Source organism: Sphingomonas sandaracina (assembly GCF_036663695.1).
GTDB lineage: Bacteria > Pseudomonadota > Alphaproteobacteria > Sphingomonadales > Sphingomonadaceae > Sphingomonas.
This window is the reverse complement of the sequence record NZ_JAXOJK010000001.1, coordinates 1,081,328-1,106,291: the sequence shown is the minus strand read 5'-3', so window position 1 is coordinate 1,106,291 and position 24,964 is coordinate 1,081,328. Positions and strand designations below refer to the sequence as shown.

Below are 24,964 nucleotides of genomic sequence, written 5' to 3'. Positions count from 1 at the left end.
GGACCCGCGAACCGCTCGTCACCGTCAGAGTGTAAGCCGCAGCGTCGCGCGCAGCGTCCGGGGCGCACCCGGATACACCCAGACCGGGCTGTAGGAACTCTGCGCATAGTGCGCATCGAACAGATTGTCCGCCTCCAGCCGCACCGACATCAGCGGCGACACGGCATATTCGACCGCCGCCTTCGCCTTGGCATAGGCCGGCAGCACGAGCCCACTGGCGTCGATCGCGCCGGCACGGCGCCCGACATAGGCGATGCCGGCGCTGACCGACGGGCCGCGTCCGGTGGCGTCGAGGAACCGACCGAGCGCAAACACCGTGCCGCTATGCGCGGGCACGTTGAGCGCACGGTCGCCTGCAAACGCCGCGTCGTCGGTGCGAGCGTGCGTCCAGGCGTAATTGCCGACGACCTGCCACTGCGCGCCGACACGAACCGAGGCGTCGAGTTCGACGCCTCGGCTGGTCAGCTTGCCGACCGGGGCGAGGAAGCCGGGGTCGGTCGGGTCGTTGGTCAGGATGCCGGTCTTCGTGATGTCGAACCAGGTGACACCCAGATCGACGCCGTTGCCCATGAACGTCGTCCCGACTTCGTAGCCATGGCCGCGTTCGGGACCGAATCCCTCGCCACGCCGATCGGTGCCCGAATTCAACAGGAAGCTTTCGCCCCAATTGGCATGCAGCGCGATCCGGTCGTCGATCTTGTAGCGCGCGCCGATCCGACCGTTGACCGGCGAATCCTTGGCGATGCCGGTCAATCCGGTGAGCCTGTTGTGCAACCGCTGGCGATAGGGATCGATACGCAGTCCGCCCAGCACCGTCAGCCGATCGGTCACTGACCACATATCCTGGACGTAGACGGTGCCGGCCCGACGCCGTTCGAGATTGTCGACGAACGGGCGTGGCGTCGGTCGCGGCTGGCCATAGACGGGGTTCGCGACGTCGATCGCATAGGGTGCGGCGGCGGTCGGGCTGATCCGGAGATACTTGTCGCGATAGGACAAAAGATAGCCCTTCATCCCGATTGCGACTTGGTGCGATCCGATCCGTCCGGACAGTTCGAGCCGTGCCGACAGGTCGTCGACGGCATAATCGCGTTCCCGGCGCTGACGGCGCAATACCTGTTGCGCGGGCTGCACCAAAAGGGTGTGGTCCGACGAAAAACCGTCGAGCGTGCCGGTGCGATAGGCAGCGCCGGCGTTGAGCGTCCAGCCGTTGCCGATACCGAACAGCCCGGTAAGCTGATGGCGCGTATTGCGAAACCGGGTCAGTCCGTCGCTGGGCTCGCCATAGAACCGCGTGCGCGGTACGGCATTGGCGTCGCCGCCGATCGCCGGAATGCCCCGGTCGAACGGCGCGTCGAACGCCGTGAACTCGCCGATATAGGTGATCCGCACATCGGCGGCCGGCGCCCAGGTGAGGGAGGGCGCCACGACGGTACGGTGAAGGGTCACGAAGTCCCGCCAGCCGTCGCTGTCTTCCACAGCGACGACGATCCGCGCGGCCAGCGTGCGCGACAGCGGTCCCGTCACGTCGGCTTCGACACGCCGGGTATCGAACGATCCATAGGTGAGCGCACCCTGCGCACGCGGGGTGAATTGCGGAGTCTTGCTGACAATGTTGACGCGTCCGCCTGGATCGATGTCGCCGAACAGCGCACCCGACGGCCCCTTGAGCAGTTCGATACGCTCGACGGTCGCCGGGTCGCGGGGTGGGCCCATGCCGCGATTGGCGAGGAACCCGTCGACATAATATTCCGCCCCGCCATCCGGCGTGCCGAGAAAGCCGCGGATCGCGAAATTGTCGAGGAAGCCGCCGCGGTTGTTCTGGTTGCTGACCCCGCTGACGAGTTCGAGCGCGTCCGACAGGCGATACGTCCCGGCGGCGGTCAGCAGGTCGCGTTCGATCGATCGGCTCGACTGCGACATGCGTTCGGTCGCCCGGTCGGAGGATAGCGTCCGGTCGGCCCGGACGGCGCGCGTGCCCAGCACCACGACCTCGTCGTCCATGCGGTCCGCCTCCGCCCCGTCTGCCGTATCAGGCGCGTCCGCGACGATCGGGTCGGCATCCTGCGCGGCGACGGGAAGGGCGAAGGCAGCCGAGGAAAGCGCTGCGGCGAGGATCGATATGCGCAAGGGGTTGCCCTTTATGTGATGATGTAACATGCCCCTTTCCTATGCACTCTACTCTGTCAAGCGTGACCCGCGCCGAAGCGCGCTCCTCATCCATCGGTCGATCCTCGGTCGGCCGCATCGGTTCGATCGATGCGCTGCGGGGGATCGTGATCCTGCTGATGCTGGTCGATCATACCCGTGAATTCTTCTATATGGATCATCAGGTCGGCGATCCGATGGATATCACGACGACCTCGCCCGCGTTGTTTGGCTCGCGGTTGGCGGCGCATTTCTGTGCGCCCGTCTTCGTCTTGCTGACCGGGCTTGCCGCATGGCTATACGGGGCGAGCAAGGGCGGTGCGCATGCCGCGTCGGGCTTCCTGCTGAAGCGCGGACTGTTCCTGGTCGCGCTGGAATGGACGGTCGTCAACTTCGCCTGGACGTTCGATCCGACCCCGGACACGATCTTCCTTCAGGTGATCTGGGCGATCGGCCTGTCGATGATCGCGCTGGCGGCACTGGTCCACCTTCCGCGCCGGGTGCTGGTCGTGATCGCGCTGCTGCTCATCTTCGGGCATAACCTGCTCGACGGCATCACGATTCCCGCCGGGGAGCCTGGCCATGTCGCATGGGCGGTGCTGCACGAACGGGGGTATATTGAGCTTCCCTGGGGTGCGCGGGCGCGGACCTCCTATCCGGTATTGCCCTGGATAGGCGTGATCGCGCTCGGCTATGCGATCGGGCCATGGTTCGCTCGGGATGCCGATCCGGAGCGTCGGCGGCGCATGCTCGTCGTCGGCGGCGCGGCTTCGCTTGTCCTGTTCACGGCGTTGCGCTCGATCAACCTGTATGGCGATCCGCATCCCTGGCAGGCGGCCGGCGACACGCTGCACACGGTGATGAGCTTCCTCAACCTCACGAAATATCCCCCGTCCGCCGATTTCCTGCTGCTGACGGTGGGATGCGGGGTGCTGCTGCTCGCCGCGCTAGAGTGCGGTGCGAAGCGCGCGGTCACGATCCTGTCGGTCTTCGGGTCGGCACCGTTGTTCTTCTATCTGCTGCATCTCTACGTGCTGCATGCGGCGAACCGCGTCGTCGGCGTGCTGTCGGGCGACGGCAGCGCGCTCGTCAGCGTGCAGGCGGTATGGGGCCTCTGGCTGATCGCGGCCTGCGTCGCGCTGCCGTGCTGGTTCGCCTGTCGCGCCTTTGCCGCGGCGAAGCGGCGGAGCGGAGCGTGGTGGATGCGCTATCTGTGACGATGCCTTGCTCCCCTCCACAGACGGTGAAACGGGCCGGTGTCAGGCCACGAGGCCGGGTGTGCGCTGCGGTTGCCAGCCGAGCGCGGTGGATATCCGCTGGGCGGCCTCTCGGAGTTCGGCCGCGGCATCCTCGATCGAGACGAGCTGTGATCCGTCGATCAGTTCGAGGAACGGCACCGTTAGTGCGGCGAGCAATTCCCCGTCGAAGCCGAAGATCGGGCAGCTGATGTCGGTCACGCCGCGCGTGACAGGGCTTTCGCGCAGGCCGAAACCCTGGTCGCGGACCTGTTGCAGACGCGCGGCCAGCACCGACTGGCCGATCGGCTCCTTGCGGAGCGCCGCGGCGCGATTGAACATCCGTTCGGTCGTTTCTTCGGGGGAGAATGCGAGCAGCACATGGCCCGAACAGCTGCGCACCAGGTCGATCGAAGCACCGACCCGCAGGGCAAAGCCGCGGACGCCCGGGTTTTCCTCCCGCGCGATCACCATGCCCTCGCCGGCCTGCACCACCACGAGGTGACAGGATTGGCCGATCGCCGCGGCGAGAAGCTGCATCTCGGGCTGCGCGGTGACGACAAGCTTGCGTGCCGGCGTCGCGCGATAGGCGACATCGAGGAATTTGTAGGTCACCGTGTACCGATCGGTCGTCGGCGACTTCTGGAGATACCCTGCGTCTTCCATCACCACGACGATGCGGAACAGTTCGCCCAGCGATCGGCCGAGTGCGCTGGCCATCTCGCTCGCCAGCAACCCCTGCGGATTGTCGGCGAGCAGTTCGATGATGAGAAACGCCTTGTCGAGCGCAGGCGCATTATACTTGCCCTTGCGCTGCGCGGTCGCGCCATCTTGGTTAGGCATGGTGCTCCATCGGCGTGGTGAGAGTAAAACCTAGCCCGCTTCGTGCCATCGTGAAAGGTATCGCTCCGGCAAAGGACTGGGGGCGAAGGGGGCGGCTCAGATCGTCACGATCGCCTTCAGCACCTGCTCCTGCCGCGCGATCAGCGCGGGGATCGCGTTTGGCACATCGTCCAGCGCGACGCGATCGGTCAGGAAGCTGTCGGTCGACACCGCGCCGCTGCGGATCGAGGCGATGACGTGCTGGAAATCCACCGACAGCGCGTTGCGGCTGGCGAGCAGCGTCGTCTCGCGCTTGTGGAATTCAGGGTCGGAAAACACGAGATCGTCGCGACACAGGCCGACCAGCACATAGGTCCCGGCGTGCGCGACATGCGCGAGGCCCGCCTTCATCGCCGATATGCTGCCGGTCGCGTCGAACACGTAATCGAACATTTCGCCGTCGGTGATCCGTTCCAGTTCCGTCATCGCGTCCGGTCCCGCGACGACTCCGGTTTCGAAGCCGAAGCGCGTCGCCGCCGTCGCCAGCCTCGGCGCACTGCGATCGTGCAGCGTGACGGACCCAGCGCCCACGATCCGCGCGAACAGCGCGCAACCGATGCCGATCGGGCCGGCACCGGTCACCAGGACGCGCGTGCCCGGCTCGATCGCCGCACGCCGGACCGCGTGCGCCCCGATGGCGAGGAATTCGACCATCGCCGCCTGATCGACCGTCAGTCCTTCGGTCGGGACGATCGAACCGACGGGAACCGCCAGATATTCGGTCATGCCGCCATCGGCATGGACGCCGAGCACGCGGATGTTCGAACAGCAATTGGGGCGGCCACGGCGACAGGCGACGCACGTGCCGCAGGCGAGGTAGGGGTTGACCGTGACGATCTGTCCAACCGCCAGTCCGCTGTCGTGCGGCGCTTCGACGATTTCGCCGGCGAGTTCATGCCCTATCAGGCGCGGATAGCTGAAGAAGGGCTGGCTGCCGTCGTAGATATGATAGTCCGTGCCGCAGATCCCGACGCGTCGCATCCGCAGCAGGACTTCGCCAGCCTCCGCCCGCGGGACCGGCCGATCCTCGATCCGCGCCTCGTTCGGCGCGGTGCATACCAGAGCCTTCATTGTCACTCCTCCTGCTGGTTCCAGTCGGACATCGCGATCGCCGCTCGCGCCCGACGCCCAGATCTTGGCTGCACTCCCTAGCTCAATAAATGATATTACGATATCATCCATGCAAACATGCAAGGCGCGCGTCAAAACGGTGCCGGGTCGATGCCTGAGTAGGAGAGCGCCAATGTCTCGTCGAATATGCTTCGCCCTCGATTTGGTCGACGACGCGGATTTGATCGCCGAGTACGAGCGCGCGCATGCGCCGGGCGCGGTGTGGCCGGAGGTGACGGCGGGTATTCGGGCCAAGGGTTTCCTCGACATGGAAATCTGGCGCGCCGCCGATCGCCTGTTCATGATCGCGACCGTCGCTGACAACTGGCCCCGGTCGCTTACCCCCGAACAAGGCGCAGTCGACGACCGTTGGGAGGCCGCGATGGACCATTTCCAACGTCCCCTTCCCCACGCCGCCGCAACCGAGAAATGGGTGCCGATGTCACGCATCTTCGCCCTCGCCGAGCAATAGCGGCAACCCGGCAACGTGTTTGCCAGGGCCTTCGCAGAATCCGCTTGGCGAGCGAGTGTCATCCGACAGAGTTCGGTCTCGCGACAGGCTCGTCTGGCCTGAAAAGCAGACCCGCTGAAATTTGCGCTATCGCCAGCGAGAGATAAATCTCATAACGGATATTGGAATGACGGATCGGGACCTGCAGCCAAGGATGTCGTACGGGCCAGCGCCACGCTCGCCCCTTGCCGGCAGGGACCGAGCGCTGACGCGGAAAAGCGGCACGACGGATCCCGCTAGTTGCCGACACCAGATCTCCGTACGAGGTCACGGGCTCATGACAGGGAGCGCAGGCTGATGGCGTTGCTGCCGATGATCGACTCCCACGACGGGCCTCGCGAGGGGGCGGGGGGGCGCGATGGGCGCTATGTCGCCGCGTTCGTCATCACCGTCGCGCTGTTCTTCCTCTGGGGGATGGCGAACAACCTGAACGACATCCTGATCGCGCAATTCCGCAAAGCCTTCGCGCTGTCGGACTTCGGCACGAGTTTCGTTCAGCAGGTTTTCTACTTCGGCTATTTCGTCGTTGCGATCCCGGCCTCGTCGGTGATGCGCCGCTACGGCTACAAGACCGCGATCGTGACCGGGCTGACGCTGTACGGGTGCGGCGCGCTGCTGTTCTATCCTGCCGCGATCGCGGGGATGTACCAGCTGTTCCTGCTCGCGCTGTTCGTGATCGCGTGCGGCCTCGCCTTTCTCGAGACGTCGGCCAATCCGCTGATGACCGAGCTGGGCGATCCGCGCACCGCGACGCGGCGACTGAACTGGGCGCAGGCGGCCAACCCGCTCGGCGCGATCACCGGCATCCTGGTCGGGCGTAACTTCATCCTGTCGGGGATCGAGCATAACGAGCGCAGCCTGGCCGCGATGAGCGATGCGGCGCGCGACGCCTTCTACCGCGCGGAAGTCCAGGCGGTGGTGCTGCCCTATGTCGCGATCGCGGCGGTCGTGCTGCTGTTCGCGGTGGCCGCAGCACTGGTGCCGTTTCCGCGCGGCAGCGTCGATCAAGACGAGGACGGGCAGTCGCGCGCACGCTTCACCGACGTGTTCCGACGCCCACAGTTGATCGCCGCGGTGATCGCGCAGTTCTTCTATGTCGGCGCGCAGGTTGGCCTGTGGAGCTACACCATCCGCTATGCCCAGGCGAATGCGGGGATGGGCGAGCGCGGCGGTGCCGATGCACTGTTCGCGTCGCTGGTGCTGTTCGCGGCGGGGCGGTTCGTCGGGACGGCGCTGATGTCGCGGCTCGCACCGGTCACGCTGCTGGCGATCTGCTCGGCGATCTCGCTGGGGCTGGCGGCGTTCGCCGGGACGGTAGGCGGTACGGTCGGTCTCTACGCAATGGTCGCGGCCAGCCTGTTCATGTCGATCCAGTTTCCGACGATATTCGCGCTGGGCGTCGATGGCCTCGGGCCGCTGCGCAAGGCCGGGTCGTCGCTGATCGTCATGGCGATCATTGGCGGCGCCGCGCTGACCGCGCTGATGGGCTGGGTCTCGGATCGCGCCGGGATCACGCATGCGATGCTGGTGCCGGCCGCCTGTTTCGCGGCGGTATTCGCCTTTGCACTGTACGCCCGCGGCGCGACCGCGCGGGCATCGATCTGAAAGGAAAAACGACGTGGATAGACTGAAGGGCAAGCGCGCGATCGTGACCGGTGCCGGCCAGGGCATCGGGCGCGCTGCGGCAGAGCTTTTTGCCGCCGCGGGTGCCGAGGTACTCGCGCTCGATCGCAATGCAGCGGCGCTGGCCGATCTGGCGGGATGCACGACATACGTCATTGACCTGACCGATCGCGCTGCGATCAGGGCGTTTGCGGAAACCGCCGGTGGGGTGGACGTGCTGTTCAACTGCGCGGGCTATGTAGATGCGGGCGTATTGCTGGAGACCGCGGACGCGGGCTACGACCTGTCGTTCGACCTCAATGTCCACGCGATCACGCACATGCTGACCGCGCTGCTGCCGGCGATGATCGCGCGCGGCGGCGGCTCGATCGTCAACATGTCGTCGGTCGCCGGCGCGGTGATCGGCGTCGGCAACCGCTACGCCTATTGCGCCTCGAAGGCAGCAGTCGCCGGGATCACCCGTTCGGTCGCGCTCGATTATGTCGGCAAGGGCATTCGCTGCAACGCGATCTGTCCGGGCACCGTGCAGTCGCCCTCGCTCGACGAGCGGCTGGCGGCGACCGGCGACGAAGCCGCAGCACGCGCCGCGTTCATCGCACGTCAGCCGATGGGCCGGCTCGGCAAGGCCGACGAGGTCGCGGCGCTCGCGCTGTATCTCGCGTCGGACGAAAGCGCCTACACCACCGGGCAGTTGCACGTGATCGACGGCGGCTGGTGTATGGCCTGATGCGATGGTGACGATCGCCTCGACTCTCGATTTCCAGCGTGCGGCGAAGGCACGGCTGCCGCGCTTCTTGTTCGATTATGCGGACGGTGGCGCGTATGCCGAGCAGACGCTGCGGCGTAACACCGCGGATCTCGCCGACATCGCGCTGCGCCAGCGGGTGTTGCAGGACGTGGCGACGATCGACCTGTCGACCACTTTGTTCGGTCGCGAGATGCCGCTGCCGGTGGCGCTTGCACCGATCGGGATCGGCGGCATGTATCGTCGGCGCGGCGAGACTCAAGCGGCGCGGGCCGCCAATGCGCACGGACTGCCGTTCACGCTGTCGACCGTGGGGTTGTGCGGGATCGACGAGGTCCGGCGCGCCACCGACGGACCATTGTGGTTCCAGCTCTACGTCCTGCGCGACCGCGGTTTCATGCGCGACCTGATCGCGAGCGCCAAGGCGGCGGGCGCGGAGGCGCTGGTGTTCACGGTCGACATGCCGGTACCGGGTGCCCGCTACCGCGACGCGCATTCGGGCATGTCGGGGCCCCGCGCGCCGCTGCGCCGCCTGATGCAGGCGATCGGCCGGCCGGGCTGGGCGTGGGACGTCGGCCTGCGCGGTCGGCCGCACCGGCTCGGCAATCTCGAACCGGTGCTCGGCAAGGCCAGCGGGATGAACGATTACATGGGCTGGCTTGGCGCCAATTTCGATCCGTCGATCCAGTGGCGCGACCTGGACTGGATCCGCAGCGCCTGGGACGGCCCGCTGATCATCAAGGGTATCCTCGATCCCGACGACGCGCGTGCCGCCGCCGACGTCGGTGCGGACGGGATCGTCGTGTCCAACCACGGCGGGCGCCAGCTCGACGGCGTGCTGTCCACCGCACGCGCGCTGCCTGCGATCGCCGATGCGGTCGGCGACCGGCTGACCGTGCTGGCGGATTCGGGCGTGCGCTCGGGGCTCGACGTCGTCCGGATGCTGGCACTGGGCGCGCATGGCGTACTGCTCGGGCGCGCGTGGCTTTATGCGCTCGCCGCGCGCGGCGAGGCGGGCGTCACGCAGTTGCTCGACCTGATCGAGAAGGAAATGCGCGTCGCGATGACGCTCACGGGCGTCAACACGATCGCCAAGATCGACCGTTCCATTCTGGTTTCTACAAAGGATAGGCTATGAAACTCTGTCGTTATGGCGCTCCCGGACACGAGCAGCCGGGCCTGATCGATGCCGACGGGCGCCTGCGTGCGCTGACCGGCCATGCCGATATCACCGGCGAGACGCTGGCGCCGGACATGCTCGCCAAGCTTGCGGCTATCGACCCTGCGACGCTGCCGCTGGTCGAGGGCAATCAGCGCTACGGTGTACCGGTGTCGGGCACGCAAAAGTTCGTCGCGATCGGCCTGAATTACGCCGATCATGCCGCGGAATCGAATCTGCCGATCCCCGCGGAGCCGGTCGTCTTCAACAAATGGGTCAGCTGCCTGCAAGGGGCGAACGATCCGGTCGTCATCCCGCGCGATTCCGAGAAGACCGACTGGGAAGTCGAACTCGGCATCGTCATCGGCACCCGCGCCGAGTATGTCGAAACCGCCGACGCACTCGCGCATGTCGCGGGCTACCTCGTAGTCAACGACGTGTCCGAGCGCCACTGGCAGCTCGAACGCGGCGCGACCTGGGACAAGGGTAAGGGCTTCCCGACCTTCGGCCCGGTCGGCCCGTGGCTCGTCACCGCCGACGAGGTCGGCGATCCGCAGAACCTGTCGATGTGGCTCGACGTCAACGGCAAGCGCATGCAGACCGGCAGCACGAAGACGATGATCTTCTCGGTCGCAGAGATCGTCGCCTATTGCTCGCAGTTCATGACGCTGGAACCCGGCGACATCATTACCACCGGCACGCCGCCGGGCGTCGGCATGGGCCAGAAGCCCGAGCCCTGGTATCTCGAGGCGGGCGACGTCGTCACGCTGGGGATCGAGAAACTCGGCGAGCAACGGCAGGACTTCGTCGCCTGGCAGCCACGTAGCTGAGATGACGCGGCCGCCGTTCGTCGATGCGCATCTGCACCTCTGGGACAGGGATGGCTTGCGCTATCCCTGGCTCGACGAGCCGGACACAGCGCCGATCGCCGCCACCTATACGGTGGAGCACCACCGCACGGCGGCGGCGGCGTGGAACTTGGTCGGCGCGGTGCATATCGACGCCGGCGCGCACCGCGACGATGGCGAGCTTGAAACCGACTGGCTCAACGTGGTGGCCGACGCGCACGGCTTGCCCGATGCGATCATCGCGCGGGTCGAACTCGACGATCCCGACGTCGAAGCGCTGTTCGCCCGGCAGGCAGCGCGGCCCCGCGTGCGCGGCATCCGCCACCTCGTAAACTGGCACCCCGACGCCGTCCGACAAGCCTATCCGCGCGACCTGACCGTCGATCCGGCGTGGCGACGCGGCTTCGGACTGCTTGCCGATCACGGGCTCAGCTACGACTTTCACGGCTTCCCCGCGCAACTTGCCGGGCTCGTCGACATCGCGGCGCTGCATCCGACCGTTCCCGTCATCGTCAATCATCTCGGATTGCCGATCCCCGGTGACGGGTTGGAGCAGTGGCGCGCCGGGATCATCGCGCTGGCAGCGATGCCGCAGGTGTCGATCAAGCTGTCGGGGGCGGGGTTCATCCACGCGCCGTTCGACCCCGCCGCCTTTGCCGACATCGTCGCCGAAGTGATCGACCTGTTCGGCACCCGACGCGTGATGGTCGCCACCAATTTTCCCACCGATCGCCTGTTCGCGACGCTGGACGAGACGCTCGGCGCCTACGAGGCCCTGCTCGCCGATCGCAGCGACGACGAACGCGCCGACCTGTGGGGCCGCAACGCCAACCGCATCTATCGACTGGACCTGGACCTTTGACGCATATTCCCCACCGGCCGATCGGCCGCACCGCGCTGTCGGTGCCCGAACTCGGCTTCGGTGCCGCCTCGCTCGGCAATCTCTACGCGCCGGTCGCCGACGCCGATGCGCGCGCCGCGGTCGATGCCGCGCTCGCTGCGGGGCTGCGCTATGTCGACACCGCGCCGCATTATGGCCGCGGGCTGTCCGAACGGCGCGTCGGCGATGCGCTGCGGTCGCAGCCGGATACCGTCGTCTCGACCAAGGTCGGCCGGTTGATGGATCCCGACGCCGCGATCACCGACGACCGCGAACGCGACGGCTTCCGCTCGCCGATGCCGTTCCGGATGCGCTACGACTACACGCACGACGGCATCCTGCGCAGCCACGAGCACAGCCTGCAGCGGATGGGCGTGGCGAAGATAGACCTGCTCTATGTCCACGACATCGGGCGTTACACGCACGGCGACGCCGCGGACGGTTACTGGCAGCAGCTGACCAGCGGCGGGGGCCTCAAGGCGCTTGAGCGGCTGCGCGGCGAAAGCACGATCAAGGGCTTCGGCATCGGCGTCAACGAGATCCAGGTCTGCCTCGATGTGATGGCAGAAGCACGGCTGGACGCGATCCTCCTCGCCGGGCGCTACACCCTGCTCGAACAGGATGCACTCGACGCGCTGTTCCCGGCGTGCGAGGCGGCGGGCGCGTCGATCGTCATCGGCGGCCCGTACAACAGCGGCATCCTAGCGACCGGCACGCGGCAGGGCGGCACGATCCATTACGATTATGGTCCCGCACCCGAGCCTGTCCTGGCGCGCGTGCGCGGTATCGAGGCGATCGCCGATCGTCATAGCGTTCCTCTGCCCGCCGCTGCGCTTGCGTTCGTGCTAGCGCATCCGATCGTCGCCAGCGTGATCCCGGGCATCGGCAGCGCCGCGCGGGTCGCGCAGACGCTGGACTTGTATCATGCCGCGATCCCGCCTGCCTTCTGGGATGAGTTGCGCGCCGCAGGATTGATCCGCGGCGATGCTCCGGTGCCCTCGGCATGACCGCCGCCGCAATCCGCCTGTCGCCCAGCGACAATGTTGCCGTCGCCTGCCGCAATCTGATGCCGGGGGAGGGGATCGAGGTCGAGGGAATCCCGCTGTCGATCACCGAGAAGGTTGATCTCGGACATAAGATCGCGGTCTCGTCCTTGAAAACCGGCGACAAGATTGTGAAATACGGCATGCCGATCGGGTCGGCGACATCGGACGTGCCGGCAGGCGGTTGGGTCCACATGCACAACATGCAGAGCGACTATATCCCCGCGCACCTGCGTGACGCGGCAGGAGATCATTCATGAACGACGTGGCTCTGAACGACGGGGCGATGACCGGCTGGCTGCGCGCCGATGGCCGCAAGGGCATCCGGGATGCCATCGTGGTCGTGTATCTGGTCGAATGTGCGCATCACGTCGCGCGCCGGATCGTCGACAAGATCGATGATCCGCGCGTCCAGCTGATCGGCTTTCCCGGTTGCTATCCCAACGACTACGCGCTCGCGATGATGAAGGCGCTGACCACGCACCCCAATGTCGGCGGGGTCGTGCTGCTGTCGCTAGGTTGCGAGAGCTTCAACCGCGAACTGCTCGGCGCGAACGCACGGGAACAGGGCCGTCCGGTCGAAACCGTGGTGATCCAGCAGGTCGGCGGCACCGGCCCCGCGATCGCGGCCGGCATGGCCGCGGTAGAACGCGTCCGTGCCGAAGCCGACGCGCGCGCGCGCCGCGTGCCGATGGCGATGTCGGAGCTGGTGATCGGCACGATCTGCGGCGGGTCCGACGGGACCAGCGGGATTACCGGCAACCCGGCGGTGGGACGCGCCTTCGATACGCTGATCGACGCGGGTGCGGCGTGCATCTTCGAGGAAACCGGCGAGATGATCGGCTGCGAAGGTCATATGGCAAGCCGCGCCGCGACGCCCGCGGTGGCCGACGCGCTGATCGCTTCGGTCCACAAGGCCGAGACCTATTATCGCGCGATGGGTTACGGCAGCTTCGCACCCGGCAACGCCGAGGGCGGCCTGTCGAGCCAGGAGGAAAAATCCGCCGGCGCCTATGCCAAGTCGGGCAGCCGTGCGATCGACGGCGTGATCGACCCCGCCGAGCTGGTGCCGGGGCCGGGCCTCTATCTGCTCGACGTCGTGCCGCCGGGCGATCCGAAGTTCGGCTTTCCCAACATCGTCGACAATGCCGAGATCGGCGAACTGATGGCGAGCGGCGCGCATATCAACCTGTTCGTCACCGGGCGCGGTTCGGTGGTCGGCTCGGCGATCTCGCCGGTCGTGAAAATCTGCGCCAATCCCGACACCTATCGGCGGATGGCCGACGACATGGACGTCGATGCCGGCCGCATCCTCGAGGGGCGCGGTACGCTGGACGAAGTCGGCGCCGAGATCGTCGACCTGATCATCGGGATCGCGAACGGCGTGCAGACCAAGTCCGAAGAACTGGGCCATTCGGAGTTCATCCTGACGTACAAGGCCTCGGGACCGGCTCGCCCCGCGGTCTGTCACTGAGTCAGGCGTTGGCGGCGCGCGTCAGGCTGAGGAAGACGTCCTCAAGATCGGGTTCCTTGGTCGAGACGTCGACGATCCCGAAGCCGACGGATTGCACCGCGGCCAGGACTTCGCCGGCGTTCACGCGGTCCTTCTTGTAGGTGATCTCCAGAGTCCGCGTGCCCTTCAGCGCGATCTTCTGGAAGCACACATTCGCGGGGATGTCGGTCACGTCGCGGTCGACGGTGACCGCGACGATCTTCTCCTGCGCCTTGCCGACCAGTTCGCGCGTCGGTTCGTTGGCGATGAGCCGGCCGTTGTTGATGATCGCGATCCGGTCGCAGAGTTCCTCAGCTTCCTCGAGGTAATGCGTCGTGAGGACCACCGTGACGCCGGCCTGGTTGAGGCTGCGGACATAGGTCCAGAGTTGCTGGCGCAGTTCGATATCGACGCCCGCGGTCGGTTCGTCGAGGACGAGAATGGGCGGCGAGTGGACCATCGCTTTCGCCACCATCAGGCGGCGCTTCATCCCGCCCGACAGCGTGCGGGCGTAAGCGTGCGCCTTGTCCTCGAGATGCACCGCGCGCAGCAACTCCATGGTGCGGCGCTTTGCCTTGGGCACGCCGTAGAGCCCGGCCTGGATCTCCAGCGTCTCGAACGGCGAGAAGAACGGGTCGAACAGGATCTCCTGGTTGACGATGCCGATCGACGCCTTGGCGTTGCGCGGGTGCTCGTCGATGTCGAACCCCCAGATCGCCGCGTTGCCGTCGGTCTTGTTGACGAGCCCAGCGAGGATGTTGATCAGCGTCGACTTCCCCGCGCCGTTCGGGCCGAGTAACCCAAAGATCTGGCCACGCGGCACGTCGAACGTCACCCCGTCCAGCGCGCGCTTGGGCGGGGCGGTGCCGACGGGCGCGTAGGTCTTGCAAAGGTTCGAGATTGCGATCGCAGCTTCGGTCATGGCTGCGGCATAGCGGGGGCCGCAAGGCGGGTCATCCCCTGACGATCAAAGAAGATTGGTTCGCGCAGAGGCGCAGAGAGCGCGGAGGAATTGCATTGAGCCTGTTGGTCGGGAGACGCTACTATCTGCTCGGCCGTAGATGATATGAACGGTCGCTTCGCGACAGGCGGAACATCTCCGCGCTCTCCGCGCCTCTGCGCGAACTCATTCTTCCTTCTCGCCCACGCCGAAGAACCAATTGCCCGGCCCGCGCGCGCTTGCTATCGCCGCCGCATGCATCCGCCGCTCGAAACCACCCGTGTCACCCACAACCGCGTCGCCTGCGACGGCGCCACCGACATTCCCGGCGGTGCAGCACTCGGCCATCCGCGCGTCTGGTTGCAGATCGACGAGACCGGATACGTCGATTGCGGCTATTGCGACCGCCGCTTCATCCTCGTCGGTGGACCCGCCGATGGCGCGGACCAGTCGACTTTGCGCGATCACGGGGATGGCGCAGGGCGCTAAGCCTCTTATATCTATCGGATGACGATAGCAGCAGACCCCCGTTCGTTCCTCTACCGTGACACGCTCGACCCCGAGCAGGCGCAAGCGCTGACCGCCAAGGCGCTCGGCAAGGCCGATGATGGCGAGTTGTTCCTGCAATATCGCAAGGCCGAGGCGTTCGGGTTCGACGACGGTCGGCTGAAGACGGCGTCCTACGACACCAGCTCAGGGTTCGGCCTGCGTGCCGTCTCGGGGGAGATGACCGCGTTCGCGCATTCGAACGAGATGACCCCCGCCGCGATCCGCCGCGCCGCCGAGACGATGGCGTTGATCGAGCCAGGCGTCGCCGCAAAGGCCGGCCCGCCGCAGGGCACCAACCAGCGCCGCTACACCGCTGCCGATCCCCTCGACCTCGTGCCATTCGCCGATAAGGTGAATTTGTGCCAGACGATCGACGCTGCCGCGCGGGCGCGCGATCCTCGCGTCGCGCAGGTGTCGGTCAGCCTTTCGGGGACATGGTCGGTGGTCGAGATCGTCCGCGCAGACGGCTTCGTCGCGACCGACGTGCGGCCGTTGGTCCGCCTCAACGTCTCGATCGTCGCCGAGCAGAATGGCCGCCGCGAGACGGGCAGTTACGGGATCGGCGGCCGCTATCTCTACAACGACCTGTTCGAGCCCGAGACGTACAACCGCGCAATCGACGAGGCGTTGTCGCAGGCGCTGGTCAACCTCGACTCGATTGCGGCGCCGGCGGGCGAAATGACGGTGCTTCTTGGCAATGGCTGGCCGGGTATCCTGTTGCACGAAGCGATCGGCCACGGCCTCGAAGGTGATTTCAACCGCAAGGGCACGTCGGCCTTCTCGGGACGGATCGGTGAGCGTGTCGCGGCCGAGGGCGTTACGGTGGTCGACGACGGCTCGCTCCAGGATCGTCGCGGGTCGCTGACGATCGACGACGAGGGCACGCCCACGCGCGAGACCGTCTTGATCGAGGACGGCGTCCTCAAGGGCTATATGCAGGACCGCCTCAACGCCCGCCTGATGGGCGTCGAAGCGACTGGCAACGGCCGCCGCGAGAGCTACGCGCATGCGCCGATGCCGCGGATGACCAACACCTTCATGAAGGCCGGCAACGACGATCCCGCCGAATTGCTGTCACGCGTCAAGAAGGGCATCTTCGCCAAGGCGTTCGGCGGCGGCCAGGTCGATATCGTCTCGGGCAAGTTCGTGTTCAGTTGCACCGAGGCGTATCTGATCGAGGACGGCAAGCTCGGCGCACCGATCAAGGGCGCGACGCTGATCGGCGACGGCCCGAGTTCGCTGACCAAGGTCCGCGGCATCGGCAACGACTTCGCGCTCGACGATGGTATCGGGATCTGCGGCAAGGGCGGGCAGTCGGTGCCGGCCGGCGTCGGCCAGCCGACGTTGCTAGTGGATGGGCTGACTGTCGGCGGGACGGCGGCCTAGCCTTCAGTAACTGCCCGTAAGCATGTCGATCGCGCTGCCGATACGGTATTCGTGCTCGACCAGCGAGACGATTGGCTCGGACAGCAGTTTCGCCGAGATCGCAGCCGCCAAGTGCGTCTGCATGACGTATTCGGTGCCGTGAATTGCAAAGACCGGGTTTAATCGTCGATCACCCCCTGGCACATCGGCATACAACCGCAGAGGTACGATGAAACGACTGTTCAGGTCCGACAGCAGGTTGGACTGGCAGTCGAGCCAATACCCCCCTTCGGGTGCGGGGTAGACGTCGAAGCGCGCCATCAAGCCAATCGATATCGATCAAGCGGCAGGCCATTCTCCTCGATCCAGGCGTTGTTTGCCGTGATCCAGTCGCGATGTTCCTCGCGCCATTTTTCGTCCTGCACGCGCTTTGCCGCCGCGCGGATTGCGACCTCGCTGACCTGCGACAGATTAATCCCCGCTTCTCGTGCCGCCGCAACGATACCGGTATCGAGCGACAGGTTCACGGATTTGCGCTTGCCGGTGGCGATTGGATCATGTCTCATGCGCACAGAGTATGCGCGGGTAAAGCGCGCGTCAATTCGGAGCCGAACGATGGACTTCTTCCCTGCGCTCACCGACGATCACTGCGCGTTCGTAGCCCGGCAGCCGGTATTCTTCGTCGCGACGGCCGCCGAGGGCGCGCGGATCAATCTCAGTCCGAAGGGCATGGACAGCTTTCGCGTGCTTGATCCGAAGACGGTCGCGTATCTCGATGTCGGCGGATCGGGGAACGAGACGAACGCGCATCTGGGCGCAAACGGGCGCATCACGGTCATGTTCTGCGCGTTCGACCAGCCGGCGCTGATCTTCCGCATCTACGGCAAGGGGCGCGCGGTGTTGCCACAGGACGCCGAATGGGCGGACCTGTATGCGCAGTTCACGGCGTTGCCGGGCACGCGGCAGATCTTCGTGATCGCGATCGACGAGGTCCAGACGAGTTGCGGCTGGGGCGTGCCGTTCATGACGTTGGACCGCGAGCGGCAGACCTTGTCGAAATATCATGCGCGTCAGTCCGAGGCGGAACGGATCGAGGAACTGGCCGGGCCGACCGAGAGCATCGACGGGTTGCCGGTTCGACTTGGCACAGTCCTGCCGGACCGCGTCGGGGCATGAGCCTGGTCGAACTCGGGCGCTACGGCCGGAACGAGGCGCATATCATCGTCGGCCGGCTGGAAAGCGAAGGCATCCCGGCGGTGGCGTTCGACGGCGGGATGTCGATCATGGAGGGGAGCTGGCTGCTGATCCCGGTACGCGTGATGGTGGACGAGGAAGACGTGGACGAGGCGCGGCGGATACTCCCGGACTGATCCTTTGTCGTGCCGGCCCCTTCGGCAACGCTCGAAGAAACCTCGTCCCGGCATCCGCTAGTCCGTGCGCTCGGCGGCCTTGGATTTGCGGAACCGTCGACCCCGGGACACGTCGCTGGCCTCTCAATCGATCCAGAAGACCTGTTTCCCCGCGAAGGCGGGGATCCAGACTGGGCTCCCGCCTTCGCGGGAGAACAAGGAGGGCGTGGTGCCGTACGATAGCGGCTCGCACTTGCTGGAAACGGTTGGGCACCTGCCACGTCCGGGGTGGCGAAACGAGCGTTGCGTTGCTTGTTTTATCAGCCTCCTGCGCTGACCCGCCAGATCGCGTTGCCGACATCGTCCGCGACCAGCAGCCCGCCGGTCTTGTCGATGATGACGCCGACCGGGCGGCCCTGGGCGTCGCCGTCCTTGTTCAGGAACCCGCCGAGCACGTCGACTGGCTTTGCGTTCGCCGCCGGGAAACCCGTATCGCCGAACGGCACGTAGACGACCTTGTAGCCCGACACGGGCTTGCGGTTCCACGAGCCATGCTCGCCGACGAAGGCACCGTTGGCGAACTTTGCGCCGAGCTTTGCATCCGCTGAGAAGGTCAGGCCGAGGGCGGCGACATGCGGTCCGAGTGCATAGTCGGGGCGCTTCGCATATTGCTGGAGGGCGGGGTTCGTGGGCTCGACGCGAGTGTCGGGATAGCCGCCCCAATAATACCAGGGCCAGCCGAAGTGATCGCCGAACTCGACCTGCGTCAGGTAATCCGGCGCAAGGTCGGAGCCGAGCATGTCGCGCTCGTTGACGACGGTCCACAGCCCGCCCGACTTGGGGTTGATCGCCATGCCGTTGGGGTTGCGTAGGCCAGCGGCGTAAATCCGCCAGTTCTTGTCCTTGGGCCAGACCTGCAGGATGTTCGCGCGGTATTTCTCGGCGTCCATGCCGTTCTCGGCGATGTTCGACGAGGACCCGACGCCGACGTACAGCGTCTTGCCGTCGGCGGCGGTGATGACGTTGCGCGCCCAGTGATTGCCGCCGGGATTGAGCTTGATGACCAGCTCGGGCTTGGCGGTGATCTTGGTCGCGCCGTCGGTGTAGGGCACGCGGACGAGCGCGTCGGTGTTGCCGATATAGAGCTGACCGTCGAGCAACGTCATGCCGAACGGCGAGTTGAGGCCGGTCATGAACACCGACTTCGTCTCCGCCACGCCGTCGCCATTCGCGTCGCGCAGCAGCGTGATGCGGTTCGCCGAGGGCACGCCCGCACCGGCGCGGCCCATCAGCACCTTCATGACCCAGCCGGTAATCCCACCGCCCTCGCGCGGAGGCGAGTTGGTTTCCGCGACCAGCACGTCGCCATTCGGCAGGCGGTACATCCAGCGCGGGTGATCTAGTCCGGTCGCGAACGGCTGGACCTTCAGGCCCGCAGCGGGCGTAGGCATCGCGCCGTTCTTCCAGCCGACGACCTCGGCGACCTTGACGGTCGGGATCGTCTGGATCCGGGGATCGGTGATCTTGGGGCGTTTGCCGGCGACCTGATCGACCGACAGTTCGGCGGTGTCGGGCCAGGCCAGGTACGTGACGCCCGCAGCGATCACGAGCAGGATCAGTCCGAGGACGATGAGGATGTGTTTGCGCATGCGAGGAGACTAGGGGGGCGAGGGAGTTGGAGCAATGCGGGATTAGTGTCGTGTCGGGTCATTTCTCCACGACTTAGTCATCCCCGCACCGGCGAGGATGACCATGGTCATGTGCGTCAGTCGTCATCCTCGACCGGCGCCACTGGTGGGTGCAGCCGCAACCGGTTGATGCGCCGTTCGTCGGCGTCGGTGATCTCCAGCTTCCAGCCGCTAGGGTGGTCGACGCATTCACCGATCTGCGGCACGTGTCCGGCAAGTAGCGCTGCCAGACCACCCAGCGTATCGATGTCACCGTCGACCTCCGCCAGACGCGGATCGATCAGTTCGGCGGCGTCCTCCAACTCGGCGCGCGCGTCGGCATCCCAGGCGCCGCCTTCGATCGGCGTCATCAGCACCTGTGGCGCGTCGTCATGCTCGTCCTCGACCTCGCCGACGATCTCCTCGATCAGATCCTCGAACGTCACCAGACCTTCGGTGCCCGAATATTCGTCGAGCACGATCGTCAGGTGGACGTGCTTCTGCCGCATGTCCGCGAGCAGATCGAGCGCACCGCGCGACATGGGGGCATAGAGCGGCTCGCGGATCAGCCCGGCGATCGACGCGGGATGCTCGGCGCCGGTCGCGAGGATGTTGAAGACGTCCTTGATGTGGACCATGCCGATGATCGTATCGAGGTTGTCGCGGTACACCGGCAGGCGGCTGTGGCCGGCTTCGGCGAACAGCTTGACGAGATCGGCGAACGGCGTGCCTTCCTCGACCGCGATGATGTCCGCGCGCGGCACGCCGACGTCGCCGGCGTCGCGCTCGCTGAAGTGCAGCAGGTTGCGGACCATCTGCCGCTCGAGCGGGGTGAGATCGCCCTTGGCATCGGGAGCGGGATCGCCCTCGTGACGGTCGATCGCATCCTCGAGCTGATCGCGGAGGGATTCGTCCTGGTTGCCGAAGATCAGGCCCTTGAGCCCACGCCAGATACTATCGCTACTATCGCCGTTACCGGCATTGGGGCCATCGGCCATCGTGGTCGTCAGTCCTCTGTTATCGAATAGGGGTCGTGCAGGCCAAGCGCGGCGAGCGCGTCGCGTTCGATCTGCTCCATGCCCTCGGCCTCGTTGTCGTCCATATGGTCATAGCCTAGCAGATGCAGCGTGCCGTGCACCATCAGATGCATCGCATGATCCTCGACCGAGATCCCGCGCTCGGCCGCTTCCGCGACGCAGACGCCGTACGCGAGGATGATGTCGCCGAGCAGGACCTCGCCATCGTCCGAATTCTGGCTGATCGTGTCGAGCAGGTCCGGCTGGACCATCGGGAAGGACAGGACGTTGGTCGACTTGTCCTTCTGACGGTACTGTTTGTTGAGCGTGTGGACCTCGTCGTCAGACGCAAGCCGGATCGAAATCTCGACCGTCGCCGCGCTGGTGAGCAGTTCGCCGTGCGGCGTGCGCTGAATCGCCGCTGTCGCTGCCCGCAAGGCCAGCCCGTCCCAGTCCGCGTCCGGCCAGGGAGTGTCTGAAGAAAGCGCGATTTCGAGCATGCAGGTCTTTCGAACGGAATGGCCAAGGGCGAAAGCATTTCGCAGTAACGGAAGTTCCGCACCAGCGCGTTTCTATCTGTCCCGCGGTATCTATCTGTCCCGAAGCCGATTGGCGAGAAAGTCGATCAGCGCCTCGACTCTGGCGGGACGCAGCGGGCTGGGCGGGGTCAGCAGGTGAAGGCCGATCGGGGCGGGTGCCCAATCGTCGAGGATCGTCACCAGCGCCCCGCTGGCCAGATGGACGTTGACGATGAAATCGGGCAGTCTTGCGATGCCGAGACCGGCGATCAGCGACGGCACGATCGCCTCGCCGCTGTTCGCGGTAAGCTGGCCCTGCGCGCGCACGGATACGTCTGCACCGTCCGGCCCGTGAAACCGCCAAGGTCCGACGATGTTCGAATAGCCAAACAGTTTATGCTCGCCGAGCTGTGCCGCATGCGTGGGCGTTCCGTGCGCCGCCAGATAGCTGGGCGCGGCGACGAGATGCGCGTGGATCGTGCACAAGCGCCGCGCGCGAAGCGAACTGTCGGGCAGTTCGGCGATCCGCAAGGCGACGTCGAACCCTTCGGCGACGATATCCACGCGGGCGTCCGACAGATGCAGGTCGACCTCGATGCCGGGATGCTCGGCAAGGAATTCGGCCAGCAACGGTGCGACGTTGGTGATGCCGAAGCTCATCGGTGCGGCAAGGCGCACCCGGCCGGTCGGCGCGCTGGCCGCATCGTTGGCCGATTCTTCCGCCAGCCTCGCCTCGGCAAGGATGCGTGCGGCATGCTCGGCGAGCGGTTTGCCCGCCTCGGTCAGCGCGAGCCGGCGCGAGGTACGGTGGAACAGCGACTGGCCGAGATGCGCCTCGAGCCGCGTGATCGCCTTCGACACCGTCGCCTTGCTGAGGCCGATGGCATCGGCGGCGGCGCTGAACGAACGGTGCTCGACGACGCTGGCGAAGATCGCCCAGGCTTCGAGATCGGGCAGGCGCATGCGGCTCTCCACAGGATGGCCCCGCAGAGTAGCAGCGAAACGATCGGTTTCCACCGTTTCTATTTACGTTGCGGTCGGCGGGTCTATCTTGGGATCAACCAGTGGAGATATCGCATGACGACCACGACCTTGAACAAGACGACACCCGTAGAGCGCCGCGCCTTCGAAAGCCTCGGCCATGCCGATCACGGCTGGCTGAACGCACGGCATCATTTCTCGTTCGCCAGCTATTACGATTCGGCACGGATGGGTTGGGGCGCGATCCGGGTTTGGAACGACGACCAGATCGCCGCGAATTCGGGTTTCCCGCCGCATCCGCATCAGGACATGGAGATCATCACCTATGTCCGCTCGGGTGCGATCACCCACCAGGATTCGCTCGGCAACAAGGGGCGCACCGAGGCGGGCGACGTTCAGGTCATGAGCGCCGGCACCGGCGTGCGGCATGCCGAATATAATCTGGAGCTCGAAACGACGACGATCTTCCAAATCTGGATCGAGCCGTCGCGTAAAGGTGGCTCGCCGAGCTGGGGCGCCAAGCCGTTCCCCAAGGGTGAACGCTCCGGACAGTTCGTGACGCTCGCAAGCGGCTTCGAGGGCGATGGCGACGCGTTGCCGATCCGCGCGAACGCCCGTGTGCTCGCGGCTACGCTGAAGGCCGGCGACAGCGTCGACTATGCAATCGGCGAAGGGCGGCATGCGTATCTTGTGCCGGCGACCGGCGCGATCACGATCGACGAGGTCGGCTTCGGCGCCCGCGACGGAGCGGCGCTTTCGGGCGGCCAGACGGTGACGATCACGGCACAGGAAGACGCCGAGATCGTTCTCGTAGACTCGGAATGACTTTCTTCCCCTCCCGCAAGCGGGAGGGGGCAGGGGGTGGGCCCTCGCTCACCTCCGACGGGACGGTAGTTTAGAATACGCTATCGCACCCGGCTCGGTCTTGGATGCCGGGCGCCCACCCCCCCCAGCCCCCTCCCGCTTGCGGGAGGGGGAGCCAAGAAGGAAAACACCCATGACCAAGGTTCTCGTGCTCTATTACTCGTCCTACGGCCATATCGAGCAGATGGCCGATGCCGTCGCCGAGGGCGCACGCGCCGGTGGTGCCGAGGTGGACATTCGCCGCGTCGCCGAGACCGCACCGCAGGCGGTGATCGAAGCCGCGCACTTCAAGACCGATACCGCGCATGCCGAGATCGAAGGCCCCGACGCACTCGCGCAGTATGACGCGATCATCGTCGGCGCGCCGACCCGCTTCGGCCGGATGCCCGCGCAGATGGCGCAGTTTTGGGATACGACCGGCGGCCTGTGGTTCTCGGGCGCGCTGGTCGGCAAGGTCGGCGGCGCGTTCACCTCGACCGCGAGCCAGCATGGCGGGCAGGAGACGACCCTGTTCTCGATCATCACCAACCTGATGCATCACGGCCTGACGATCGTCGGGCTCGACTATGGCTTCCAGGCCCAGATGGGCGTCGATACGGTCAAGGGCGGCTCGCCCTACGGCGCCACGACGATCTCGGACGGCGACGGCAGCCGCATGCCGAGCAAGGACGAACTCGACGGCGCCCGCTACCAGGGCAGGCGCATCGCCGAGACTGCGGCCAAGCTGAAGGGCTGAACTGCGTAGGAGATACCCACGCTCCTAATGCTCCGTCATGCCGGGCTTGTTCCGGCATCCACGGTTCCACAAAATCGCTGGAGGTGATTTCGCGGAACCGTGGACCCCGGAACGAGCCCGGGGGGACGGAATGGTTTGGACATGCCCCGTTCTCCACCCCATTCTCTACTCAATCGTCCTTGCCCTCATAGGCCTCGACGACCCGCCCGACGATCGGATGGCGGACCACGTCGCCAACAGTGAAGCGGCACATCGAGATGCTCTCGATCCCCTCCAGCCGCCGGACCGCATCCGCCAGGCCCGATGCCGCCACGCCGCCCGGAATATCGACCTGCTTGGGGTCGCCGCAGATCACCATCCGGCTGTTCTGGCCGAAGCGCGTCAGGAACATCTTCATCTGTGCAGGCGTGGTGTTCTGCGCCTCGTCGAGGATCACGAACGCATCCGCCAGCGTCCGCCCGCGCATGAAGGCGATCGGCGCAACCTCGATCTCGCCGCTGGCGATGCGGCGTTCGACCTGCTCCGCGGGAAGGCAATCGTACAGCGCGTCGTAGAGCGGACGCAGATACGGATCGACCTTCTCCTTCATGTCGCCGGGGAGGAAGCCCAGCCGCTCGCCGGCTTCGACCGCCGGTCGTGAGAGGATAAGGCGCTGGACGCTGCCGGTAATGAGTTGCTGCACCGCCTGCGCCACGGCCACATAGGTCTTGCCCGTTCCTGCCGGCCCGAGCGCGAAGATCATGTCGTTATTGGCCAGCTCGCGCATGTAATGCGCCTGCGCCGGCGTGCGCGGCACGATCGTCTTCTTGCGCGTCCGGATCATGATCGGCGGCGCGGCACCGCCGCCCGCGTCGGCGCGGATGATGCCGGCGAGCACCGGTTCGTCGGCCATCGCGATCGAGGCGTCGACGAGCCCGGTATCGACGTCCTCGCCGCGCTGGATGCGGGCGTAGAGATCGTGGAGCACATCGCGCGCCTTGGCGACCTGTTCGGCGGTGCCTTCCAGGCCGATCTTGTTCCCGCGCGCGGTGATGTAGACGCCGAGGCGGTTTTCGAGCGCAACGAGGTTCTGGTCGTACTGGCCGAACAGCCGGACGAGCAATTGGGGCTTGTCGAACAGCAACTCGACTCGGGCGCGGTCACCGGACTGGGCGGGAACGGGTTTACGGCTCATACGGTCCTTTCAGGGGCGTCAAAGGTTACGCCTGGAAGCGTCGAACCGTAACCTTTGGAAGGAAGATGAGCATCGCGGGCGACGCGTTCAAGCCGCGCCGGAGCGCTGGCTGAGAGATGATTCGAGTCG

General features: G+C 66.0%; 27 protein-coding genes. 16 read left to right on the top strand and 11 right to left on the bottom strand.

Going from position 1 to position 24,964, the window contains the following annotated elements:
* Positions 1-24 precede the first annotated feature (24 nt).
* Positions 25-2,130, bottom strand: coding sequence for a TonB-dependent siderophore receptor (locus U1707_RS05005; protein ID WP_332798950.1), 2,106 nt, complete (start codon positions 2,128-2,130; stop codon positions 25-27).
* Between the two features lie 62 nt (positions 2,131-2,192).
* Here U1707_RS05005 and U1707_RS05000 point away from each other — a divergent pair, with 62 nt between their 5' ends.
* A complete protein-coding gene (locus tag U1707_RS05000; RefSeq protein ID WP_332798949.1) occupies positions 2,193-3,365 on the top strand; it encodes an acetyltransferase domain-containing protein in 1,173 nt (390 codons plus the stop codon).
* A 42-nt stretch (positions 3,366-3,407) separates the two neighbouring features.
* On the opposite strand, the gene U1707_RS04995 is transcribed toward U1707_RS05000, so the two are convergent.
* Together U1707_RS04995 and U1707_RS04990 are read right to left on the bottom strand one after the other, a co-directional pair.
* The gene (locus U1707_RS04995; protein ID WP_332798948.1) at positions 3,408-4,226 is read right to left on the bottom strand and encodes an IclR family transcriptional regulator; all 819 of its coding nucleotides are present in this window, start codon (positions 4,224-4,226) and stop codon (positions 3,408-3,410) included.
* 96 nt (positions 4,227-4,322) lie between these two features.
* Positions 4,323-5,336, bottom strand: coding sequence for a zinc-binding alcohol dehydrogenase family protein (locus tag U1707_RS04990; RefSeq protein WP_332798947.1), 1,014 nt, complete (start codon positions 5,334-5,336; stop codon positions 4,323-4,325).
* 172 nt (positions 5,337-5,508) lie between these two features.
* On the opposite strand from U1707_RS04990, the gene U1707_RS04985 reads away from it, so the two are divergent.
* From U1707_RS04985 to U1707_RS04945, 9 genes are all read left to right on the top strand, one after another.
* A complete protein-coding gene (locus U1707_RS04985; RefSeq protein WP_332798946.1) occupies positions 5,509-5,847 on the top strand; it encodes an L-rhamnose mutarotase in 339 nt (112 codons plus the stop codon).
* A 336-nt stretch (positions 5,848-6,183) separates the two neighbouring features.
* On the top strand, positions 6,184-7,491 hold the full coding sequence (fucP, locus tag U1707_RS04980) for an L-fucose:H+ symporter permease (protein WP_332798945.1): 1,308 nt from the start codon (positions 6,184-6,186) through the stop codon (positions 7,489-7,491).
* A gap of 13 nt (positions 7,492-7,504) precedes the next feature.
* Positions 7,505-8,236, top strand: a complete 732-nt coding sequence (locus tag U1707_RS04975; RefSeq protein WP_332798944.1) for an SDR family oxidoreductase — start codon at positions 7,505-7,507, stop codon at positions 8,234-8,236.
* A gap of 7 nt (positions 8,237-8,243) precedes the next feature.
* Positions 8,244-9,392 (top strand): FMN-dependent L-lactate dehydrogenase LldD, encoded by a 1,149-nt coding sequence (lldD, locus tag U1707_RS04970; RefSeq protein ID WP_332799070.1) that lies wholly within the window; start codon positions 8,244-8,246, stop codon positions 9,390-9,392.
* Positions 9,389-10,243: a fumarylacetoacetate hydrolase family protein gene (locus tag U1707_RS04965; protein WP_332798943.1), complete on the top strand. Its 855-nt coding sequence runs from the start codon at positions 9,389-9,391 to the stop codon at positions 10,241-10,243. The genes lldD and U1707_RS04965 overlap by 4 nt, the downstream gene beginning before the upstream one ends.
* Position 10,244: 1 nt before the next feature.
* Entirely contained in the window at positions 10,245-11,123 is an 879-nt protein-coding gene (locus U1707_RS04960; RefSeq protein ID WP_332798942.1) for an amidohydrolase family protein, read from the top strand.
* Complete coding sequence (locus tag U1707_RS04955; RefSeq protein WP_332798941.1) at positions 11,120-12,148, top strand: aldo/keto reductase; 1,029 nt, start codon at positions 11,120-11,122, stop codon at positions 12,146-12,148. The genes U1707_RS04960 and U1707_RS04955 overlap by 4 nt, the downstream gene beginning before the upstream one ends.
* A complete protein-coding gene (locus U1707_RS04950) occupies positions 12,145-12,444 on the top strand; it encodes a UxaA family hydrolase (protein WP_332798940.1) in 300 nt (99 codons plus the stop codon). Before U1707_RS04955 ends, U1707_RS04950 begins: the two co-directional genes overlap by 4 nt.
* Positions 12,441-13,658 (top strand): UxaA family hydrolase, encoded by a 1,218-nt coding sequence (locus U1707_RS04945; RefSeq protein WP_332798939.1) that lies wholly within the window; start codon positions 12,441-12,443, stop codon positions 13,656-13,658. The genes U1707_RS04950 and U1707_RS04945 overlap by 4 nt, the downstream gene beginning before the upstream one ends.
* Position 13,659: 1 nt before the next feature.
* Here U1707_RS04945 and U1707_RS04940 read toward each other — a convergent pair whose 3' ends face one another.
* Positions 13,660-14,598 carry an ABC transporter ATP-binding protein gene (locus tag U1707_RS04940; protein WP_332798938.1) on the bottom strand — a complete coding sequence of 313 codons (939 nt, stop codon included), beginning with the start codon at positions 14,596-14,598 and terminating at the stop codon, positions 13,660-13,662.
* 273 nt (positions 14,599-14,871) lie between these two features.
* On the opposite strand from U1707_RS04940, the gene U1707_RS04935 reads away from it, so the two are divergent.
* Both U1707_RS04935 and tldD read left to right on the top strand, forming a co-directional pair.
* On the top strand, positions 14,872-15,105 hold the full coding sequence (locus U1707_RS04935; RefSeq protein WP_332798937.1) for a zinc-finger domain-containing protein: 234 nt from the start codon (positions 14,872-14,874) through the stop codon (positions 15,103-15,105).
* A gap of 18 nt (positions 15,106-15,123) precedes the next feature.
* A complete protein-coding gene (gene tldD / locus U1707_RS04930; protein WP_332798936.1) occupies positions 15,124-16,551 on the top strand; it encodes a metalloprotease TldD in 1,428 nt (475 codons plus the stop codon).
* Positions 16,552-16,554: 3 nt separating this feature from the next.
* On the opposite strand, the gene U1707_RS04925 is transcribed toward tldD, so the two are convergent.
* Positions 16,555-16,851 (bottom strand): CcdB family protein, encoded by a 297-nt coding sequence (locus U1707_RS04925; RefSeq protein ID WP_332798935.1) that lies wholly within the window; start codon positions 16,849-16,851, stop codon positions 16,555-16,557.
* Positions 16,851-17,096, bottom strand: a complete 246-nt coding sequence (locus U1707_RS04920) for a type II toxin-antitoxin system CcdA family antitoxin (protein ID WP_332798934.1) — start codon at positions 17,094-17,096, stop codon at positions 16,851-16,853. Before U1707_RS04920 ends, U1707_RS04925 begins: the two co-directional genes overlap by 1 nt.
* A 49-nt stretch (positions 17,097-17,145) precedes the next feature.
* Here U1707_RS04920 and U1707_RS04915 point away from each other — a divergent pair, with 49 nt between their 5' ends.
* Positions 17,146-17,706 carry a pyridoxamine 5'-phosphate oxidase family protein gene (locus U1707_RS04915; protein WP_332798933.1) on the top strand — a complete coding sequence of 187 codons (561 nt, stop codon included), beginning with the start codon at positions 17,146-17,148 and terminating at the stop codon, positions 17,704-17,706.
* Positions 17,703-17,900: a putative signal transducing protein gene (locus tag U1707_RS04910; RefSeq protein ID WP_332798932.1), complete on the top strand. Its 198-nt coding sequence runs from the start codon at positions 17,703-17,705 to the stop codon at positions 17,898-17,900. The genes U1707_RS04915 and U1707_RS04910 overlap by 4 nt, the downstream gene beginning before the upstream one ends.
* Before the next feature lie 299 nt (positions 17,901-18,199).
* Here U1707_RS04910 and U1707_RS04905 read toward each other — a convergent pair whose 3' ends face one another.
* The 4 genes from U1707_RS04905 to U1707_RS04890 form a co-directional block, all read right to left on the bottom strand.
* Positions 18,200-19,528: a PQQ-dependent sugar dehydrogenase gene (locus tag U1707_RS04905; protein WP_332798931.1), complete on the bottom strand. Its 1,329-nt coding sequence runs from the start codon at positions 19,526-19,528 to the stop codon at positions 18,200-18,202.
* A 116-nt stretch (positions 19,529-19,644) separates the two neighbouring features.
* A complete protein-coding gene (locus tag U1707_RS04900) occupies positions 19,645-20,544 on the bottom strand; it encodes a hemolysin family protein (protein ID WP_332798930.1) in 900 nt (299 codons plus the stop codon).
* An 8-nt stretch (positions 20,545-20,552) separates the two neighbouring features.
* On the bottom strand, positions 20,553-21,062 hold the full coding sequence (gene ybeY, locus U1707_RS04895; RefSeq protein WP_332798929.1) for an rRNA maturation RNase YbeY: 510 nt from the start codon (positions 21,060-21,062) through the stop codon (positions 20,553-20,555).
* 90 nt (positions 21,063-21,152) lie between these two features.
* Entirely contained in the window at positions 21,153-22,043 is an 891-nt protein-coding gene (locus U1707_RS04890; protein ID WP_332798928.1) for a LysR family transcriptional regulator, read from the bottom strand.
* A gap of 114 nt (positions 22,044-22,157) precedes the next feature.
* On the opposite strand from U1707_RS04890, the gene U1707_RS04885 reads away from it, so the two are divergent.
* Together U1707_RS04885 and wrbA are read left to right on the top strand one after the other, a co-directional pair.
* Positions 22,158-22,886 carry a pirin family protein gene (locus U1707_RS04885; RefSeq protein ID WP_332798927.1) on the top strand — a complete coding sequence of 243 codons (729 nt, stop codon included), beginning with the start codon at positions 22,158-22,160 and terminating at the stop codon, positions 22,884-22,886.
* Between the two features lie 172 nt (positions 22,887-23,058).
* Positions 23,059-23,661 (top strand): NAD(P)H:quinone oxidoreductase, encoded by a 603-nt coding sequence (gene wrbA / locus U1707_RS04880; RefSeq protein WP_332798926.1) that lies wholly within the window; start codon positions 23,059-23,061, stop codon positions 23,659-23,661.
* A 169-nt stretch (positions 23,662-23,830) separates the two neighbouring features.
* On the opposite strand, the gene U1707_RS04875 is transcribed toward wrbA, so the two are convergent.
* Positions 23,831-24,835 (bottom strand): PhoH family protein, encoded by a 1,005-nt coding sequence (locus U1707_RS04875; RefSeq protein WP_332798925.1) that lies wholly within the window; start codon positions 24,833-24,835, stop codon positions 23,831-23,833.
* Between the last annotated feature and the right edge of the window lie 129 nt (positions 24,836-24,964).